We start from the raw sequence: 16,419 nt of genomic DNA, 5'->3' as shown, positions 1-16,419 counted from the left end.
CGCCTCCCGCGCCCACCCGCCGCCAGACGCCGACACGACAGGAGCACCCATGAGCACTACGAGCACGCCGTCGATGACCCGTTTCCGGCTCACCGTGGACGACCACCTGATGATCGCCCACAGCCTGGCGGACCCGTTCTTCGGGCCCGCCCAGAACCTGCACGGAGCGACCCTGCACATCCGGACGACCTTCGAACGCCCCGGGCTGGATCCGCACGGGGTGGTCATGGACATCGGAGCCGCCGCCGAGCTGCTCTCCGGCGTCCTGGATCCCCTGCGGCACCAGAACCTGGACGAACACCCCGCCTTCGAGAACAAGCTCAGCACCACCGAGGTGATCATCGCCTACCTGGCCCAGCAGCTGGCCCAGGTGCTGCCGGCCGACCACGGGCTGACCGCCATCGAGGTCGAGGCCGAGGAGAACCCGCGGGCCAGCGCCTCCGTGCGGATCGAGCTGTGACTCCTCCGGACCGACTGATCTGGGTCGAGCCGGATCTGCCCGGCCCCAGCGGAGGCTCCCTGTACAACGCACGGGTCATCGCCGGCCTGGACCGCCTCGGCCTGCCCACCGAGGTTCTGCGCATCCCCGGCGCCTGGCCCTCCCCGGACGAGGACAGCCGCGCGGCGCTGAGAACCACCCTCACCGCCCGACGGACTCAGCACCCCGCCGCGGCCGTGGTGGTGGACGGTCTCATCGGCTCAGCCGCACCGGAGCTGTTCAGCCCGGACCCGGACGGTCAGGCGCGCCCCGTCGCCGACATCCTGCTGATCCACCTGCCGCTGGAGGCCGAGCACGAACGCCCCGGAACGGAACCCGCCCAGGTCCCGGGGCCGGCGCCTTCCGATCAGTCGGCGGCCGAGCAGCGAGCGGTGACCTCCGCCGACCGGGTGGTGACCACCAGTCAGTGGGCCGCCGAAGACCTGCACCGACGTCACGGACGGGACGACGTCGACGTCGTAGTCCCCGGGGCGGACCCTGCCGATGCGCCGCCGGGGCGCACCACCCGGGCTTCCGGGGACGACGGGCCGTGGCGGCTCACCGTGGCGGCCTCCCTGACGCCGCGGAAGAACCATCTCCTGCTCGCCGAGGCCCTCGGGAGCCTGCTCGACCAGCCCTGGGTCCTCCAGGTGGCGGGCCCCGGCGGCGAGACGGACCACGGCTCCCACGTGCTGACGGTGCTGCGACGCCGCCTGCCCGGCCGGGTGATCCACCACGGTGCCCTCACTCCAGGGCAGATGAAGGCCCTGTGGGAGGACACCGACCTGGTGCTGCTGCCCTCCTGGGCCGAGACCTACGGGATGGTGGTGGTCGAGGCCTGCGCCCACGGCGTGCCCGGGATCGTCTCCGCCGGTACCGGCGCAGTGGAGGCGCTCGGCGCCGCCGGCGATGTCGCGGACCCCGCCCGGCCCGAGCAGTGGGCCCTGCGTCTGCGCCGTTGGATGGAGGATCCCAGCCTGCGCGGCCGGTGGGCCGAGGCTGCCCGCACCCGAGCCGATAGTCTGCCCACATGGGAGAAGACCGCGAACCACTGGCATCGGCTGATCGGATCTCTGCCGAATGGCTGAGCCTCCGCGAAGCCGCCGACGCCGCCGCCCGGGAGCCCACACGCCCAGAGGTGGCCGCCCTGCTGGCCGAGCTGCGTCCCACCACGGTGGTCGACGTCGGCTGCGGCACAGGGGCCGGCGGCCGGTGGCTGCTGCCCCTGCTGTCCGGCGATCCGGGCTGGCTCCTGCTGGACCATGACCCAGACCTGCTCGCCGACACCGCCGAACGTCTTGCTGCGCGGGGTGCGACGGGTCCGGTGGAGACGCGTGAAGCCGACGTCGCCGACCTCGACGCCGCGCTGGACGGCGCCGCCGGGCACACCCTGACGATCGCCTCCGCACTGCTGGACCTGCTCACCCCCTCCCAGGTCCAGGAGCTGGTGCACACCTGCATCCGGCGCGGCGCTCCCCTGCTCGTCGCCCTCACCGTGACCGGCCGGATGACGGCGGACCCCGGGCACCCCGAGGACGGACTGGTCACCGAAGCCTTCAACCGCCACCAACGACGCGGCGGCCGCTGCGGGCCCGACGCCGTCGCCGTCCTGACGGAGGCCGCCCGCGGCCAGGGGACTCCGGTGCGCACCTGGGAGACCCCCTGGCGGCTCGGCCCCGACGACGCCGTTCTCCTGCGGCAGCTGGTGGAGGACCGGGCCGCCGTCGCCGCGGAGCAGCTGGACGCTGAGGGAACCGCCCCTGCCGACGGCGCCGAGCGGGCGCGGCGCTGGCGCGACGACCGGCTGGGGCAGCTGGCGGCCGGCCGGCTCCACCTGGAGATCGGCCACCAGGATGTGCTGGTGGGGCGTGCGGGGCTTGAACCCGCGACCAAAAGATTATGAGTCTTCTGCTCTGACCAGCTGAGCTAACGCCCCGGATCGGTCACCCGTCCCGGCGCCTGGACGCCGAGGGGGAACCGAGGACATCCTATCGGGTGCGCCGGCGGCGCGGGCGGCGAGCCGCCGGACGCCACCCCTGAGCCTTGCCGTACTGCCCGGGGTCCACCCAGTCGGCACCGCGATAGAGCTGTTCGAAGGCCTCCATGGTCTTGGCGATGCTGTGTCGCGAGGCGATCTCCCGGCTGCGACGACCCATCGCCTGCCGCTGCTCCGGGCTGCGGGTCACGATGTCCTCCAGCTTCGCCGCCAGGTCTGCGGCGTCCCCCGGGGCGAACAGGTGCCCGTTGACGCCAGGCTCCACCAGATGCGGCAACGCCAGGGCGTCGGCCAAGACCACCGGGCGGCCGGCCGACATCGCCTCCAAGGAGACCAGCGACTGCAGCTCGGCGGTGCCCGGCTGGCAGAAGACGTCGGCCTCCAGGTACGCCAGGCGCAGCTGGTCCTCGTCGACGTGGCCGCGCATGCGCACCCGGTCCTGCAGGCCCAGCGCCAGGATCTTCTCCGCGAGCACATCACGCTGCTCGCCGTCGCCGACGATCTCCAGTCCGATGTCGAGGGCAGGATCGGTGGCGGCGACCGCGTCGATGAGCACATCGACGTTCTTCTCCACGGCCAGCCGACCCACGAACAGCACGGTGGGCCGCTGCCCAGGTGCGATCTCCTCGCCCGGCCGCAGCTGATAGTGGTCCACGTCGATGCCGTTGGACAGCGGCAGCACGTGGTCGAAGCCGGCACGCTCCCGCATGGTCTGCGCGGCCAGAGGCGTCGGGGTGGTCACCACCGAAGCCTTGCCCATCAGCCGGCCCATGTCCCGCCAGGAGTTCTCGGCCACGATGCGGCAGAACCAGTCGGGGAACGGCAGGAACGGGTCCAGGTTCTCCGGCATGAAGTGGTTCGTCGCGATCGTGCGGATCCTCCGCCGCTCAGCGGCCTCGATCGCGGCCTTGCCGATCATGTAATGGCACTGGACGTGGACGACGTCGGGCTGGACCTCCTCCATCAGCCGGTCCATGGCGGGTTCCACGAGCCAGGGCAGGCACAGCCGGTAGTACTCGTGCGTGGGAGCCTTGAAGGACCGGAACCGGTGGACCGTCGCATCCTCGGTGTGCTGGACCAAGTCCGGTCCGGAGTCGTTCCGGGCCGCTGCGATATGGACCTCGTGACCCATGCGGGTCATATGCCGAGCCAGCCGATGACAGAACACGGCCGCCCCGTTGACGTCCGGCGGGTAGGTGTCCGCCGCGATGAGGATGCGCAGCGTGTCCTGGGTCCTGGGCATGAGCCGCTCGTGTCCTCCTGGGATAGTCACCCGCCCGACTCCCGCGCCCACTGGGCACGATCGCGGGGCCTGATGCCCCGGCTTCGGAGCTGGCGCGCTTTGCGGTGCGCCTTCACAAGATAATCGATGGACGCCAGGATGTGCATCAGACATCCCGCCGCGAGCACCAGCTCCGCCGTGATGACCAGCACAGTGCCCTCCAGCTGCGGTGTGCGGCCCAGGAGGATCAGCGGCGCACCCACCAGCAGACAGGCGGTGCGGATCTTGCCCAGCACCGAGACGGTCAGCTGCGGGGAGCCGGCGAAGCGCACGGCCGCGTGGACGAACAGCACCAGATCAGGGATCACCACAGCGAGCACCACCCACAGCGGCGCCACCGAGAACACCACCAGCGTGATGGTGACGATCACCAGCGAGAGCCGGTCCGCCAGCGGGTCCAGCCACTGCCCCACTGTGCTGAGCTGGTCGAAGCGCCGCGCGATGTACCCGTCCACCCAGTCGGTGGAACTCAGCACCGCCAACACCCAGAACGCCCCGAGATAGGAGCCGGTGGCGACCAGCCACACGAAGACCGGAAGCAGCAGAAAGCGCACGACCGTGACGACATTCGGAACGGTCCAGAATGTCTCATGCAGGGTGTACTCGAAACCCTCCCGGGTTCCGGCACCGATGAATCTCACAGGGTCCTCTGCTGGTCTCGGCGGGGAACCCCGTCGACGATCGCCGACGGGGACGGGTCGTGTGAAGTTGTGGTCAGAGGCAGCGCGACCGTGTCACGCGAGCTCGAGTCTGCCAGGTCCGTCTCAGCCGAGTCCCGTGCTCAGCGCTTGGTCAGTTCACGCAGGAACACCGCGCCGGCAGCCGCGGAGGCGCCCAGCACCGCCAACGGCTTCCACCGGGCCGCGACGAAGTCTCCTGCCGACGGTCCCTCGTGGTCGGCGCCCGAGCCCTGTGGGGCGTCACCGGCATCGGCGTCGCCCGCGGAGCGGCCGGCGCCGCGCAGCTTCTCCTTCAGGCCGGCCACGCCGCCCTGGGCCTCGGACTTGAGCGACTCCTTGTCGCTGCGCTCACGGATCTCATCATGCAGGGACCCCAGGTGCTCCCGTCGCTGAGCGGTGCGCCGCAGCAGCTCCCGGTAGCTCGGCTTCTTCGGGCTGCCCTCGCCGGGAGTCTTGGCCTGCTGCTTCTTGCGCTCCTGGGCCTCCCGCTTGGCCTCCTCCTTCTTCCGGCGACGCTCGGCATCCTGCCGGTCCAGCGTGCGCGGGTCGAAGCTGCTGCCCTCCTTGGCCACCCCCAGGTCCAGTCGGAGCCCTCGGATCGCGTCCTCGGGCATCAGCGGCATGGCTTTCTTCAGGCGCAGCAGGCCGATGAGCACGAAGACCGCCGCGATCAGCAGGAAGATCCCGGCGACGATCAGGGCGGCCGCCCAGAGCTCGAAGATCAGTCCGAAGGCCGCCACGGCGGCGACGATCAGGGCGACCACCAGGAAGGTCAGAAAGACCAGGCCGACGACCATCAGGGCGGCGGCGATGCCTGCCGCGATGCCCTTGGTCTTCATCTGGCCGATGGCCAGCTGGATCTCGTCATTGATCTGCTTCGGCCCCAGGCGCAGGACGACCTTGATCAGGTCGACGAGCGATGGGCGGGGGGCAGCGGTGCGGGTGTGCCCTGCTCCTTGCTGAGCCAAGACAGCGCCTCCATCCTGAAATGACTGGTCGGACCTGTGGGACTGGCACAGCGGGCTGCGCAGCCTTCCGTGACCAAACTACCACCAACGCCCCTGGTGACCGGGACAGGGCTCCGCCGCCACCATCCCGTGCGCCGAGCGCTGGGCGGCGGGCACTACCATGGAGGCATGCCCGAGCAGCTGGACCTGGACGAGCTCTACGCGAACACCTTCACAGCGGAGGATCGCGCCGCCTTCGAAGCGCAGCCCACGTCCGAGAAGAAGTTCCTCGTCGCATGGGCGTTGGCGCTGTTCCTCGGACCGATGGGCGCCCAGCGCTACTACCTGGGCCGACTCCCCACCGGGGTTCTCAAGACCCTGATGTTCGGCACCGCGATGGTCGGCTTCGCCACGGGCGCGGTCAACCTCGGTTTCATCTTCATGGGCGTGGTGGGCGCTTGGACGATCATCGATCTGTTCCTGCTGCTCAGCGGCACGATGTCCGACCGTCAGGACGTGCGGCTGGACGGCTTCCGCCGTTGGGCCGGTCCCTGCGCCGCCGTGACGGTGCTGTTCCTGGTGGGCCTGCTCATCGCCGCCCTGGTCATCGGCACCAGCTCAGCGGTCAGTGGCTGAGCATCCTTCGTACGCCGACCCCGGTCAGGCCGGGTCGATCTGACCCACCGGGGTCCGCTTCTCCGCCTGGAACTGGTCCTCCACGCGCCCGAAGGCCCAGTAGGCCGAGAGCGACATCCCCCGGCGGGGCAGTCCCCGCTCCTCGACGAGCAGCCGTCTCATCCGCTTCATCTGCTCACGCTCTCCGTGGACGAAGACCTGCACGTCCCCGGCAGGGATCTCCAGGCTCGCCACCGCCTCGACCAGCCGGGTGCTCTCCGGCGTGAACTCGCCGCCGCGATGCAGCCAGCGCACCTCCACCCCGTCCGGCGCAGCCAGCGACACCTGGTCTTCGACGGAGGGCACTTCGAGCACGACGACGCCGCGGGCGTCGGCCTCCAAGGCTTCGACCGCCGCCGCGATGGCCGGCAGGGCGGACTCATCCCCGGCCAGCAGGTGCCAGTCGGCCTCCTCGCGCGGTGCGTAGGCGCCCCCGGGCCCGAAGAAGCTGATCAGCTCCCCCCGGCGGACCTGCTGGGCCCAGCCGCCGGCGAGGCCCTCCTCGCCGTGGGTGACCATGTCCACCCACAGCTGGCCGGCGTCGTGATCGATGTGACGGACCGTGTAGGTGCGGGTCACCGGCATCTGCTCCATCGGCAGACGCTCCCGCAGGGCATCGAGGTCATAGGGCCGATCGAGCCCCAGCGCCGGATCAGCGAAGAGCATCTTGATGTACTGGTCCGTGGCGTCCTTGAACTCGAGGGCTGCGAACCCCTCGCCGCCGAGCACCACACGCACCAGGTGCGGAGACAGCCGCCGCACCTGCTGGACCGTCAGCACATGCTGGACCCGGGGCTTCCGGGCACCGCCGGCGTCGGGTCGCACAGGCGCCGGCTGATCAGGCGCCGGCTGATCCGGTGCGGACGGTGGGGTCTGAGGAGACATACGGCAGGTCCTTTCCACGGGTTCTGCACCGCGGAGTCTACAGGAAAGGCATGCCTCACCTGCCTGGCCCCGATAACGTCACTCATCCGTAATGGAATCCATGCCCGTCGGGCCGTCGCTCAGAAGACGATGGTCGTCTGGCCGTTGCGGATGACGCGGTCCTCGCAGTGCCACTGCACCGCCCGGGACAGCACTGCACGCTCCACGTCAGCGCCGAAGCGGGTCAGCTGCGCGACGTCGTCCTCATGGGAGACCCGGATGACGTCCTGCTCGATGATGGGCCCCTCGTCCAGGTCCTTGGTCACGTAGTGCGCAGTGGCGCCGATCAGCTTGACCCCGCGCTCCTTCGCCTTTCGGTACGGTCCGGCCCCGATGAAGGCGGGCAGGAAGCTGTGATGGATGTTGATGACCGGGGCGCCCACCTCGCGGAGGAAGTCCTCGGAGATGATCTGCATGAAGCGGGCCAGCACGATGAGGTCCACATTCCCCTTCAGCAGCTCCAGATGCCGGGCCTCGGCCGCTGCCTTGTCACCCTTGTCCACCGGCACGTGGATGTAGGGAATGCCGAAGGGCCGGACGTCGTCGGCGAGGTCCGGGTGGTTGGAGATCACCATGGCGATGTCCATCGGGATCTCCCCCCGGCGGTGCCGCCACAGCAGATCCAGCAGGCAGTGGTCCGCCTTGGAGGCGAAGATCGCCACGCGCTTGGGCGTGCCGGCGTCGGTGAGACTCCACTCCATGTCGAAGCGCGCCGCCAGACGCGTCTGGACCGCCTCCTCGATGCTCGGCCGGGCGGCGGCGAGTCCGGGCAGGTGGAAGACCGTGCGCTGGAAGAAGCGCCCACCCGCGACACCGGTGCTGTACTGGTCCAGCGAGATGATGTTGCCGCCGAGATCGGTGATCACATCCGAGACGGCGGCGACGATCCCCGGCTGGTCCGGGCAGCTGATGATGAGCCGGGCGATGTCGGTCGGCGACGCGTCGACGGAGGTCATGGTCACTCCTGAGGTGAAGGCGGCGGGGCGGTCCGAGGACGACGACGGCGGCGACGCCCCGATGAGGAGCGGCCCGACCGGCGTCGGGGGTCGTGGGAGAGGATAGCAGTCACGCCGAGGGCCACGACCTCAGGCTTCCGGCGGTGTCGGCTCCAGTGACACGAACGCCCGCAGCCCTGTCGGCGAGACGTCCCGGACCTCGGTGAACCCCAAGGCCTCGTAGAAGGCCCGCTGCCCGGGCTCGGAATCGGTGAGCAGGACCTTCTGCCTCACCTGACGCACCGGCGCCAGCACCTCCTCGACCAGTCGTCGCGCGATGCCGCGACGGTGCAGCTCCGGCCGCACCAGCACGTCCTGCAGATAGGCGATCGTCTCACCGTCGCTGAGGATCCGGGCCAGGCCGACCAGGCGGCGTCCTCCGTCGGCTCCGTCGGCTCTGTCGGCTCCGTCGGCTCGAGGAGCCGAATCGAAGGCCCAGGCGGTGGCCACCGCGAAGGAGCCCGCCACCGCTCGATGCAGCCGGGCGGGGTCCCCGGTGTAGGCGGTCCATCCGACGGACCCGTAGAGGTTCTCCAGCTGGGCGGCCTCGGGGACCTCTCCGGCGAGGATCTCCACCTCCGGGTCGGCCATGGGACTCAGACCTCCGTCAGATCGGTCGCGGAGGCGGCCAGCCTGTCCACAAGTTCTGGGACCTGATCGTCGACGATCAGCGCCTCCCGCCGGGGAGGGGTGAGGAATCCGGCCTCGACCATGTGGTCCACCATGGCGAGCAGCGGCTGCCAGAAGCCTCCGACGTCGAAGAGCGCGACCGGCTTGCGGTGGAGGCCCAGATGCTGCCAGGTCCACACCTCGAAGAGCTCCTCCAAGGTGCCGGCGCCGCCCGGCATGGCCAGGAAGCCGTCGCCCAGCTCGGCCATGCGGCGCTTGCGCTCGTGCATGTCGGCGACGACGTCCAGACGCGTCAACCCGGGGTGGGCGATCTCACGGTCCACCAGCCCCTGCGGCATCACGCCGTGGACCTCTCCCCCGGCCCCCAGGGCGGCGTCGGCGAGGACGCCCATGAGCCCGACGTTCCCCCCGCCGTAGACCACCGTGATGCCGCGGCGCCCCAGCAGAGCACCGAGACGGCGCACCGCACGGGCGTGGGCCGGGTCATGCCCGTGGCTGGACCCGGTGAAGACGGTCAGGGATCTCACGCCCTGGTCTCCTCGCCCTTCAGCGCCGGGAGGACTTCCTCGGCCAGCAGGGGGGCCAGGTCTTCCGGCATCGGCTCAGCAGCCGGGGAGAGCCAGCGCAGCTCGGCGATCTCGGACGCCGGGGCGGCGTCGACGGCGGCAGGTGCGGCGTCGTGGAGGAAGATCTCTCCGGTGACCAGCCGACCGGGCTCATTGGCCGCTGCGGCGTGGAAGGTCCCCAGTTCGCGCAGATCCTCCGGCCAGAGCTCCACGCTGAGCTCCTCAGCACATTCACGCACCGCGGTCTGCACGGGGGTCTCGCCGGGCTCCGGCTTGCCGCCGGGCAGCATGAACCGGTCGGTGCCGCTCTTGCGCACCGTGAGCACTTCGCCGTCCGAGTTGCGGATGACCACCGCACTCACATGGATGGCGTCGGCGGACTCTGCCCGCCCCGGAACGGGCGCCGTCAGCGCCACGTCCGAGAGGGCCGCATGCCTCGGCGGGGAGGCGTCCTGGGGATGTTCAGTGGTCAGCACGGCGTCCATGGTAACCACGGATCATGGCGAGGTCAGGCCTCCTGCCGCCCACAGACCCGTCGTAGAACGTGATCAGCGGCACGGTGGCAGTCCGCCGCCGCCGCGTGATTCCGCGGGTCTCGACCCTCGGCAGAGGCTCGGCGAACCCCAGCACCCCCGCCCGGCGTGTTGTGATGTGCGCCTCCTCGGCCCGTCCGATTTCCCTCGGCCGAGATTCGACTGCTACACTCTTTCAGTCGCAATCCTCCATAGCTCAACGGCAGAGCACTCGACTGTTAATCGAGGGGTTGCTGGTTCGAATCCAGCTGGGGGAGCTCATCGCATGAGGGCCTCGACTCGCCACGAGTCGGGGCCCTCTGCCATTGCCGCTCGCTGACACCGTCGCCCTCTGCTCTCGTCATCGTCGGCGCCTATCGCCGCCGGGACTCCTCGCATCGCCGGTCAGAGCCGAGCAGCCACCCCATCGCGGATCCATCGGACGGACACCGTCCCCGGGCAGGCGGTCGCCACCACATCCCCGTGAGGGATGATCTGAGTCTGCGGGTCCAGACCGCGCTCGCGGCATATCCGGGTGCACAGCTCGATGGAGATCTCGTAGGTGTCCTCGCTCGGCGCCCGCTCCGGGTCCGCAGAATGCTCGATGCCGATGCTGCGCCGATTCATCGCCAGGTCCCCCGCATGCCAGGCGGTGTTGATCTCGCTGACGTACTGGTGCAGAGCGCCTTCACCGATGCCGTAGTGAGCGCTGACCCCCGAGCCCGGGTCGGCGAACGTCGCATCCGCCGCGGCCAATGTGCCGACGATGTAATGGATGACGATGCGGTCCACCGACGTGCCCTCGCGTCCCGCCGAGTAGTTCTCCGTATGCTTCCACACCGGCTCCATGGCTCAGTCCCCTCGGCCCAAGGGGCACCCCAGGGCGTTCGCCGGATTGCGGCGCCGCCCGTCCTCGTCATACGCGGTGGGCCGGATCAGCCCCTCAGCGCCCTGACCCGGATCCGTCGAGGAGCTCGCATCGGACGCACGGGCGGGGGCAGCCCCGACGCTGAGCCCGACGGCCGCCGCTCCGGCACCGCTGACGAGGAACAGAGTTCGCCGTGTGAGATCCATGGGGTGCAAGCTACTGGAGCGTTGCGCAGGGATCAAGGGGTCAGGAGGCGGGTCACAACGGATCATCGGGCGCGGAACGTCGCCGGCACGTCCCCGTCGCCGGTCGCCGCGGCCAGGACCAACTCTCCGAGCAGCGGGGCGAACTTCGCCCCATGACCTGAACAGGGCGAGACCACGGTGACCCGCTCATGCCGGTCGATGAGGAAGTCCTCGTCGGCGGTGGTGGTGAACAGACAGGTGGTCTCCGCATACGGGGTCGGTTCCACCCCGGGCAGCCTGTCGGCCACGAACCTGGTCACCCGGGCCCGTCCGGCGTCGTCGATCCTGCCGTCCTGATCCGCGGCAGACCCAATGACCTTGCCGCCGTTGAACTCGGCGACCTTCTGGCCCCTATGGTCGGCGTCGCGCCCGCCGGGCAGCCCATAGACGGTGATGTCACGGTCCCCGTGGATGAACGTGGGCCGGGCGGAGGCCTCCGCCGCTCCCCCGCGGTAGGGGTAGTGGAAGGCCTGCTCCTGCCGGACCGTCAGCCGGCGGTTCGCCGGGAGGAAGCCGGCGGGCAGCGGCAGCTCCCCCAGAAGCCGCGGAAGCCAGCCGCCCGCGCAGACGACCAGATGCTCGGCATCCCAACGGCGCCCGTCCGAGGAGGTCAGCCGGACCCCGGAGGCGGTCTCCTCCACCCGGCTGACCTCCCAGCCGGTCTGCAGCCGCGCACCGGCCCGCTGGGCCATCCGCAGCATGGCGGCCACCGTACGTTCGGCGTCGAGCACCCCTGCCCCGGGGTGCCACAGCACCTCCGAGTCGAAGGCGAACATGGGCCACCGGTCAGCGGCCTCGGCGGCGCCGAGCAGCTCGTGGTCGACTCCGGCCCCGGCGAGCACCTGTGCCAGCTCAGCGGGCCTGCGCGCCTCCCCGTGGTCCACCGCCCCGGTCAGGGTCAGCAGCGGCTCCTCCGCCTCGCGCTCCAGCTCCTGCCAGCCCGCGGCCGCCTGCACCACCAGATCGGCGTAGAACCGGTCCGGATAGGCGTAGCGAAAGATGCGCGCCGATCCGTGGGAGCTGCCCAGAGGCCCGGCGGGCACGTCCCGCTCCAGGACGGCGAGCTCGTGCCCGGCCTGCGCCAGGCGCCACGCCGCCGAGGCCCCGGCCAGACCCGCCCCGATCACCACGTGACGGCTCGACTCCCCCATACGTCCCAGCTCCCTTCACCGTAGCCGGCAGACACACCCCGGTGAGACCGGTGTGCCTCCGGCCGGTCACAGGAACCGGCCCAGGGTGACCACGTCCTGCTCGGTATAGTCCAGACGATCATAGAAGGCATGCACCGCCTGGTTCTCCCGGCGCACCATCAGCATCAGCTTCGGGATGCCCCGGGCACGGAGCCAGTCCTCGGCGGCTCTGACCAGACGCTCACCCAAGCCCTGACCCCGCAGATCATCACGGACGGCCAGATAATAGATCCATCCCCTGTGCCCGTCGTGGCCGACCATGACGGTGCCGCGCAGCCGACCTCCGCTCGCCTCGTCAGAGGCCCTCGACGTCGGCAAGCACAGCACTGTGGACTCTTTGCCCTCGAGGGCGCGACGGCAGTCCCCCTCCGGGTCGTTCCACGGTCGGGTCAGACCCGCCTCATGCCACAGCGCAACCGCGTCCGGCACGGCGTCGGTCGGGAGCTCGACGACGTCTCCGGGAGCCGCTCCCGCCGGCTGACCGGTCACCGGTGCACCGGCCGGATGGAGAGCTCCTCCACCATCGAGGCCTCCGGCATGTCCACCGCCAGTCGAACGGTGTCCGCCACGGACTGCGGGGCGATGTAGATGCTGCCGTCATAGTCCGTGTTGCCCATCTGGGTCTGCAGGTCACGTTGCATGTCCGTGTCCACCCGGCCCGGATGGATCGAGGTCACGCGCACCGTGCCGCGCTCTTCGTCACGCAGCGCGTCGGTCAGCGCCCGCAGGGCGAACTTGCTGCCGGAGTAGATCCCTCCCCCGGCCCGGGACGAATAGCCCGCGCCGGAGTTGATGGCGATGACCTGGCCGCGGGCCACCCGCAGGGCCGGCAGAGTCAGACGGGTGAGCTCCGCCACGGCGAACACGTTGACCTCGAACACGTGCCGCCACAGCTCCGACGTTGCCGTGCCGACCTCTCCGGAGTCGGCGACGCCGGCGGAGTGGACCAGCACGTCGAGGCGCTCGAGCCCGGCCGCCTCGACGGCGGCGGCCACCGCGGCGGAGTCGGTCAGATCCGCCGCGAAGCCAGAGGCGCTCGGCAGCGCGGCGACGACGGCGGCGACACGTTCAGGGCTCGTCCCACCGACGAGCACATGGTGGGTGCGGCCGAGTTCCTCGGCCACGGCACGACCGATGCCGCGCGTCGCGCCGGTCACCAGAGCCAGGGGGCGATCTGTGGCTGCTGCGGAAGATTCACTCATGCCCCCACCCTATCGAGCGGGCCTGACCAGCGGTCAGGTCGCGTCAGGCGCGGGCGGTCGCGTCGTCGTCGACCGAGTCCGTGTCGTCGGAGACGCCGGGGCTCGACGCGGAGGCCGCCCCGGGCCCGCGCGACGCCCCCCGACGCACGATCTGCATGATCACCGCCAGGCCCATGGCCGCCAGTCCGGGCATGGAGACCAGCAGATCCGGATAGATCAGCGCCAGCCCGCCCCCGACCAGCAGGAACCGTTCGGGCAGCGTGCCGCGCATCACCAGGTGCCCCGCCAGCCCCGAGGAGACCCCGACCATGCCGACGATCACCGTGCTCAGGGCGATCACCAACTCCTGCCAGGAGCCCTCCAGCAGCAACGCCGGCTGGAGGATGAACACATAGGGGATGAGGAATCCCGCGATGGCTATTCGCAGTGCCGAGACGCCCGCCGCCATCGGATTGGCATTGGCGATGCCCGCACCCGCATAGGCGGCCAGACACACTGGTGGCGTGATATCGGCGAGAATGCCGAAGAAGAACACGAACAGGTGCGCGGCGATCAGCGGGACGTCGAAATTGTTGTAGAGGATGGGTGCGGCCACCGTCGCGGTGACCACGTAGTTCGCCGTGGTGGGGAGCCCCATGCCGAGCACGATGCACGCCACCATCACCATCACCAGGACCAGCAGGAAGCTGCCTCCGGCGATGTCCACCAGACCCCGCCCCAGCTGACCTCCCAGGCCGGTCGCGGTCACCGTGCCCGCCACGATGCCGGCTGTCGCACAGGCCGCGATCACCGGCAGGGCCGTCCGTGCACCGGCCACCAGCAGCTCCACCATGCCCCGCGGGCCCAGCCGTGTGGAGGAGCGCAGGAAGCTCAGCACGAAGGCGGTGGCGATGCCCAGCAGCGCCGCTCGCATCGGCGACATCCCCGAGAGCAGCGTGCCGATGATGACCGCCAGCGGCAGCAGCAGGTCCGCCCGGGTGATCAGCGACCGCAGCGAGGGCAGCTCGTCGATCGGCAGTCCCTTGATGTGGTTGCGCTTCGCCTCGAAGTGGATGGAGAGGAACGCGCCCAGGAAGTACAGCAGGGCCGGGATCACGGCGATGACGATCAGGTCGTTGTACTCCACGTCCGGCACGTTCTGCGCCATGATGAACGCTGCGGCGCCCATGATCGGCGGCATCATCTGTCCACCGGTGGAGGCGGTGGCCTCCGTGGCGGCCGCGACATGGGGCTTGAACCCGGCCTTCTTCATGATCGGGATCGTGAAGGAGCCCGACGCCACGGTGTTGGCCACCGAGGAGCCGGAGACCATCCCCTGCAGCCCCGAGGCCGCGATGGCCGCCTTGGCCGGCCCGCCGGTGAATCGGCCGGCCGCACGGAAGGCCAGGTCGTTGAAGAACTGACCGATGTTGGTGCGCAGCAGCACCACGGCGAAGAAGAGGAACAGGAAGATGAAGTTCGAGGACACCTGGATCGGCGTGCCGAAGACCCCCTGACCGGTGGACAGGAACGTGCTGGTGGCGAAGTTCTCCACCGAGATGCCCCGATGGGGGAACAGCGGGCTGTGGTTGCCGAAGATCGCGTAGACCATCGCCAGCGTGGCGATGATGACGATCGGCAGCCCCACGCAGCGCCGCGTGGCCTCCAGCACCAAGAGGATGCCGGCGACGGCGACGACGTGGTCCAGGTCCGAGTAGCCCAGGATCTGCACGGCGTTGCCGGTCAGGCGCTCGTATGCGACGAAGATGTACAGGTTGCAGTACACGCCGGCCGCGGCCAGCAGCGCGTCGTACCAGGGCACCCCGCGCCCCCGACCGGACAGCGCATCCTTCCAGCGCACCCCCGTGGCGGGGCGGTCCAGCAGGCGTCTGCTCGCCGGGTACAGCAGGAAGATCAGCGACGTCGCCCCCGCGAGATGGAGGGAGCCGTGCATCCAGTTGTTGAACGGTCGCTCCAGCGCCGCGTACAGGTGGTAGAGGGTGAAGACGACCGAGATGGCCCCCACGAGCCAACCCCACCAGCCCAGATCCGTGCGGAACCGGCTGGAGGTGTCGTGCTCGCGGAGGACCTTCTCGGCCTTCGCCTCGGCGGCAGGATCGACCTGCCCACCTGCCGGGAGGGGACCCCGATCAGGTGCGTCGCTCACGGCAGGTCGATGCCCTGCTCGTCGTAGTACCGCTCAGCACCGGGGTGCAGCGGCACGTCGCCGATGCCCAGCAGAGCCTCCTCCATGTCGATCGACTCCCCGACGTCCAGGGTGATCTCGTCCGCGTGCTCGAAGATCGCCTCGGTGATCTCGTAGCCCAGGTCCTCACTGACCTGCGTCGTGGAGGCGGCCAGCGCGGCGAACACCGAGACGGTCGCGACGTCCTCGTCGAGGAAGTCGTAGGCCTCGGCGGAGATGTCATACGGCTCCGCACCGGAGTCGCCGGAGATCTCGTCGGCGATCGCGTCGTCGAGGCCCAGCAGGTCCACATCCGTGGAGGCGGCCAGCTGCGTCAGCCCGGCCACCGGGGTGCCGACGACGAAGATCGAGGCGTCGATCTGGTTGTCGGCCAGCATCTCGGTGGAGGCCCCGAAGTCGGTGACCTCCGGGGTGTAGTCCCCCTCCTCCAGCCCGTGGGCCGCGAGGATGGCGTCGGAGATCGCGCGCGTGCCGGAGCCGGCGTCGCCGACGGCGATGGTGGCGCCTTCCAGGTCATCGACCGAATCGAAGCCGGAGTCCGCCCGCACCACGATGTGGGCGGCTTCCGGGTAGAGGTTGGCGATCCAGCCGATGTTGTCCAGCTCGACCCCGTCGAGGTCGTCGAGCTGCCCGTTGACGCCGTCGTTGGCGGTGTCGTTCTGGGTCAGGCCGAGCTGCCATTCCTCCTGGTACATCTGACCCAGGTTCTCGCCCGAGCCGCCTGACTCGACATAGTTCACCGAGTCAGCGCTGGTGTTGGCCTCGAAGATGTCCGAGAGCTCACCGCCCAGCGGATAGTAGGTCCCTGCGGTGCCCCCGGTGCCGAAGGTGAGATCGGTGACGAAGTCCTCCTCGCCGCCGACCTCCACGTCCTCACCGTTTCCCTCGGCGTCGTCGCCGCAGGCGGACAGGGCGACCATGGCTGCGGCCGCTGTGACAGCGGCGGCGGTGCGTCGGATCCTCATGGGGTGTCCTCCTCATTCACGTGTGCGAGCAGGTCAGAACGGGGGTCCCCCTTCTGACCTCGTCCAGTAAGGCTATGCG

At 70.0% G+C, this 16,419-nt stretch carries 19 protein-coding genes and 2 tRNA genes; 5 read left to right on the top strand and 16 right to left on the bottom strand.

Features of this window, described 5'->3' with window-relative positions:
• The first annotated feature begins 49 nt into the window (after nt 1–49).
• Genes SD455_RS04080 through SD455_RS04070 form a run of 3 tightly spaced genes read left to right on the top strand, consistent with a single transcriptional unit; the run spans nt 50 to nt 2,381 of the window.
• Nucleotides 50–460 (top strand): 6-pyruvoyl trahydropterin synthase family protein, encoded by a 411-nt coding sequence (locus SD455_RS04080; RefSeq protein WP_311023655.1) that lies wholly within the window; start codon nt 50–52, stop codon nt 458–460.
• Nucleotides 457–1,566 carry a glycosyltransferase family 4 protein gene (locus SD455_RS04075; protein WP_445507323.1) on the top strand — a complete coding sequence of 370 codons (1,110 nt, stop codon included), beginning with the start codon at nt 457–459 and terminating at the stop codon, nt 1,564–1,566. Before SD455_RS04080 ends, SD455_RS04075 begins: the two co-directional genes overlap by 4 nt.
• Nucleotides 1,509–2,381, top strand: coding sequence for a methyltransferase domain-containing protein (locus SD455_RS04070; protein ID WP_396954331.1), 873 nt, complete (start codon nt 1,509–1,511; stop codon nt 2,379–2,381). Before SD455_RS04075 ends, SD455_RS04070 begins: the two co-directional genes overlap by 58 nt.
• On the opposite strand, the gene SD455_RS04065 is transcribed toward SD455_RS04070, so the two are convergent.
• The 4 genes from SD455_RS04065 to SD455_RS04050 all read right to left on the bottom strand — a co-directional run bounded on the left by SD455_RS04065 (nt 2,338) and on the right by SD455_RS04050 (nt 5,404).
• Nucleotides 2,338–2,414: transfer RNA gene (locus SD455_RS04065), tRNA-Ile, on the bottom strand. The genes SD455_RS04070 and SD455_RS04065 overlap by 44 nt on opposite strands.
• Nucleotides 2,415–2,466: 52 nt before the next feature.
• The gene (locus tag SD455_RS04060; protein ID WP_311023650.1) at nt 2,467–3,717 is read right to left on the bottom strand and encodes a glycosyltransferase; all 1,251 of its coding nucleotides are present in this window, start codon (nt 3,715–3,717) and stop codon (nt 2,467–2,469) included.
• A gap of 26 nt (nt 3,718–3,743) precedes the next feature.
• Nucleotides 3,744–4,397, bottom strand: coding sequence for a CDP-alcohol phosphatidyltransferase family protein (locus SD455_RS04055; RefSeq protein ID WP_311023649.1), 654 nt, complete (start codon nt 4,395–4,397; stop codon nt 3,744–3,746).
• Nucleotides 4,398–4,537: 140 nt separating this feature from the next.
• Nucleotides 4,538–5,404: a phage holin family protein gene (locus SD455_RS04050; RefSeq protein ID WP_311023648.1), complete on the bottom strand. Its 867-nt coding sequence runs from the start codon at nt 5,402–5,404 to the stop codon at nt 4,538–4,540.
• Between the two features lie 168 nt (nt 5,405–5,572).
• On the opposite strand from SD455_RS04050, the gene SD455_RS04045 reads away from it, so the two are divergent.
• On the top strand, nt 5,573–6,019 hold the full coding sequence (locus tag SD455_RS04045) for a TM2 domain-containing protein (RefSeq protein WP_085437175.1): 447 nt from the start codon (nt 5,573–5,575) through the stop codon (nt 6,017–6,019).
• 24 nt (nt 6,020–6,043) lie between these two features.
• On the opposite strand, the gene SD455_RS04040 is transcribed toward SD455_RS04045, so the two are convergent.
• The 5 genes from SD455_RS04040 to SD455_RS04020 form a co-directional block, all read right to left on the bottom strand.
• Nucleotides 6,044–6,943 carry a siderophore-interacting protein gene (locus SD455_RS04040; protein WP_445507322.1) on the bottom strand — a complete coding sequence of 300 codons (900 nt, stop codon included), beginning with the start codon at nt 6,941–6,943 and terminating at the stop codon, nt 6,044–6,046.
• Nucleotides 6,944–7,062: 119 nt separating this feature from the next.
• The gene (gene purU, locus SD455_RS04035) at nt 7,063–7,938 is read right to left on the bottom strand and encodes a formyltetrahydrofolate deformylase (protein WP_445507321.1); all 876 of its coding nucleotides are present in this window, start codon (nt 7,936–7,938) and stop codon (nt 7,063–7,065) included.
• 129 nt (nt 7,939–8,067) lie between these two features.
• Nucleotides 8,068–8,568, bottom strand: a complete 501-nt coding sequence (locus SD455_RS04030) for a GNAT family N-acetyltransferase (RefSeq protein WP_445507320.1) — start codon at nt 8,566–8,568, stop codon at nt 8,068–8,070.
• 5 nt (nt 8,569–8,573) lie between these two features.
• The gene (locus SD455_RS04025; RefSeq protein WP_445507319.1) at nt 8,574–9,134 is read right to left on the bottom strand and encodes an LOG family protein; all 561 of its coding nucleotides are present in this window, start codon (nt 9,132–9,134) and stop codon (nt 8,574–8,576) included.
• Nucleotides 9,131–9,649, bottom strand: a complete 519-nt coding sequence (locus SD455_RS04020; protein ID WP_336581890.1) for an NUDIX hydrolase — start codon at nt 9,647–9,649, stop codon at nt 9,131–9,133. Before SD455_RS04020 ends, SD455_RS04025 begins: the two co-directional genes overlap by 4 nt.
• 242 nt (nt 9,650–9,891) lie before the next feature.
• Here SD455_RS04020 and SD455_RS04015 point away from each other — a divergent pair.
• Nucleotides 9,892–9,963: transfer RNA gene (locus tag SD455_RS04015), tRNA-Asn, on the top strand.
• Nucleotides 9,964–10,090: 127 nt separating this feature from the next.
• Here the strand turns inward: SD455_RS04015 and SD455_RS04010 are convergent.
• The 7 genes from SD455_RS04010 to SD455_RS03980 form a co-directional block, all read right to left on the bottom strand.
• Nucleotides 10,091–10,534 (bottom strand): peptidoglycan recognition protein family protein, encoded by a 444-nt coding sequence (locus SD455_RS04010; RefSeq protein WP_445507318.1) that lies wholly within the window; start codon nt 10,532–10,534, stop codon nt 10,091–10,093.
• Between the two features lie 3 nt (nt 10,535–10,537).
• Nucleotides 10,538–10,759, bottom strand: a complete 222-nt coding sequence (locus tag SD455_RS04005) for a hypothetical protein (protein WP_170922570.1) — start codon at nt 10,757–10,759, stop codon at nt 10,538–10,540.
• Between the two features lie 62 nt (nt 10,760–10,821).
• The gene (locus SD455_RS04000) at nt 10,822–11,949 is read right to left on the bottom strand and encodes an FAD-dependent oxidoreductase (RefSeq protein WP_445507317.1); all 1,128 of its coding nucleotides are present in this window, start codon (nt 11,947–11,949) and stop codon (nt 10,822–10,824) included.
• 66 nt (nt 11,950–12,015) lie between these two features.
• Nucleotides 12,016–12,477 (bottom strand): GNAT family acetyltransferase, encoded by a 462-nt coding sequence (locus SD455_RS03995; protein WP_083277386.1) that lies wholly within the window; start codon nt 12,475–12,477, stop codon nt 12,016–12,018.
• Nucleotides 12,474–13,190, bottom strand: a complete 717-nt coding sequence (locus SD455_RS03990; RefSeq protein ID WP_445507316.1) for an SDR family oxidoreductase — start codon at nt 13,188–13,190, stop codon at nt 12,474–12,476. The genes SD455_RS03995 and SD455_RS03990 overlap by 4 nt, the downstream gene beginning before the upstream one ends.
• Before the next feature lie 43 nt (nt 13,191–13,233).
• Nucleotides 13,234–15,336 carry a TRAP transporter permease gene (locus tag SD455_RS03985; protein ID WP_445507315.1) on the bottom strand — a complete coding sequence of 701 codons (2,103 nt, stop codon included), beginning with the start codon at nt 15,334–15,336 and terminating at the stop codon, nt 13,234–13,236.
• Nucleotides 15,333–16,340 carry a TAXI family TRAP transporter solute-binding subunit gene (locus SD455_RS03980; RefSeq protein ID WP_445507314.1) on the bottom strand — a complete coding sequence of 336 codons (1,008 nt, stop codon included), beginning with the start codon at nt 16,338–16,340 and terminating at the stop codon, nt 15,333–15,335. The genes SD455_RS03985 and SD455_RS03980 overlap by 4 nt, the downstream gene beginning before the upstream one ends.
• Nucleotides 16,341–16,419: the final 79 nt, after the last annotated feature.

The sequence above is a fragment of the Nesterenkonia sp. K-15-9-6 genome (genome assembly GCF_052656005.1).
This window is presented reverse-complemented; position numbering and strand designations above follow the sequence as displayed.

Coding starts and splice junctions, on each gene's coding strand:
- SD455_RS04045 (WP_085437175.1), top strand. CDS start 5,573: ATGCCCGAGCAGCTGGACCTGGACGAGCTCTACGCGAACACCTTCACA.
- SD455_RS03990 (WP_445507316.1), bottom strand. CDS start 13,190: ATGAGTGAATCTTCCGCAGCAGCCACAGATCGCCCCCTGGCTCTGGTG.
- SD455_RS04080 (WP_311023655.1), top strand. CDS start 50: ATGAGCACTACGAGCACGCCGTCGATGACCCGTTTCCGGCTCACCGTG.
- SD455_RS04000 (WP_445507317.1), bottom strand. CDS start 11,949: ATGGGGGAGTCGAGCCGTCACGTGGTGATCGGGGCGGGTCTGGCCGGG.
- SD455_RS04005 (WP_170922570.1), bottom strand. CDS start 10,759: ATGGATCTCACACGGCGAACTCTGTTCCTCGTCAGCGGTGCCGGAGCG.
- SD455_RS04060 (WP_311023650.1), bottom strand. CDS start 3,717: ATGCCCAGGACCCAGGACACGCTGCGCATCCTCATCGCGGCGGACACC.
- SD455_RS04040 (WP_445507322.1), bottom strand. CDS start 6,943: ATGTCTCCTCAGACCCCACCGTCCGCACCGGATCAGCCGGCGCCTGAT.
- purU (WP_445507321.1), bottom strand. CDS start 7,938: ATGACCTCCGTCGACGCGTCGCCGACCGACATCGCCCGGCTCATCATC.
- SD455_RS04070 (WP_396954331.1), top strand. CDS start 1,509: ATGGGAGAAGACCGCGAACCACTGGCATCGGCTGATCGGATCTCTGCC.
- SD455_RS03980 (WP_445507314.1), bottom strand. CDS start 16,340: ATGAGGATCCGACGCACCGCCGCCGCTGTCACAGCGGCCGCAGCCATG.
- SD455_RS04010 (WP_445507318.1), bottom strand. CDS start 10,534: ATGGAGCCGGTGTGGAAGCATACGGAGAACTACTCGGCGGGACGCGAG.
- SD455_RS04030 (WP_445507320.1), bottom strand. CDS start 8,568: ATGGCCGACCCGGAGGTGGAGATCCTCGCCGGAGAGGTCCCCGAGGCC.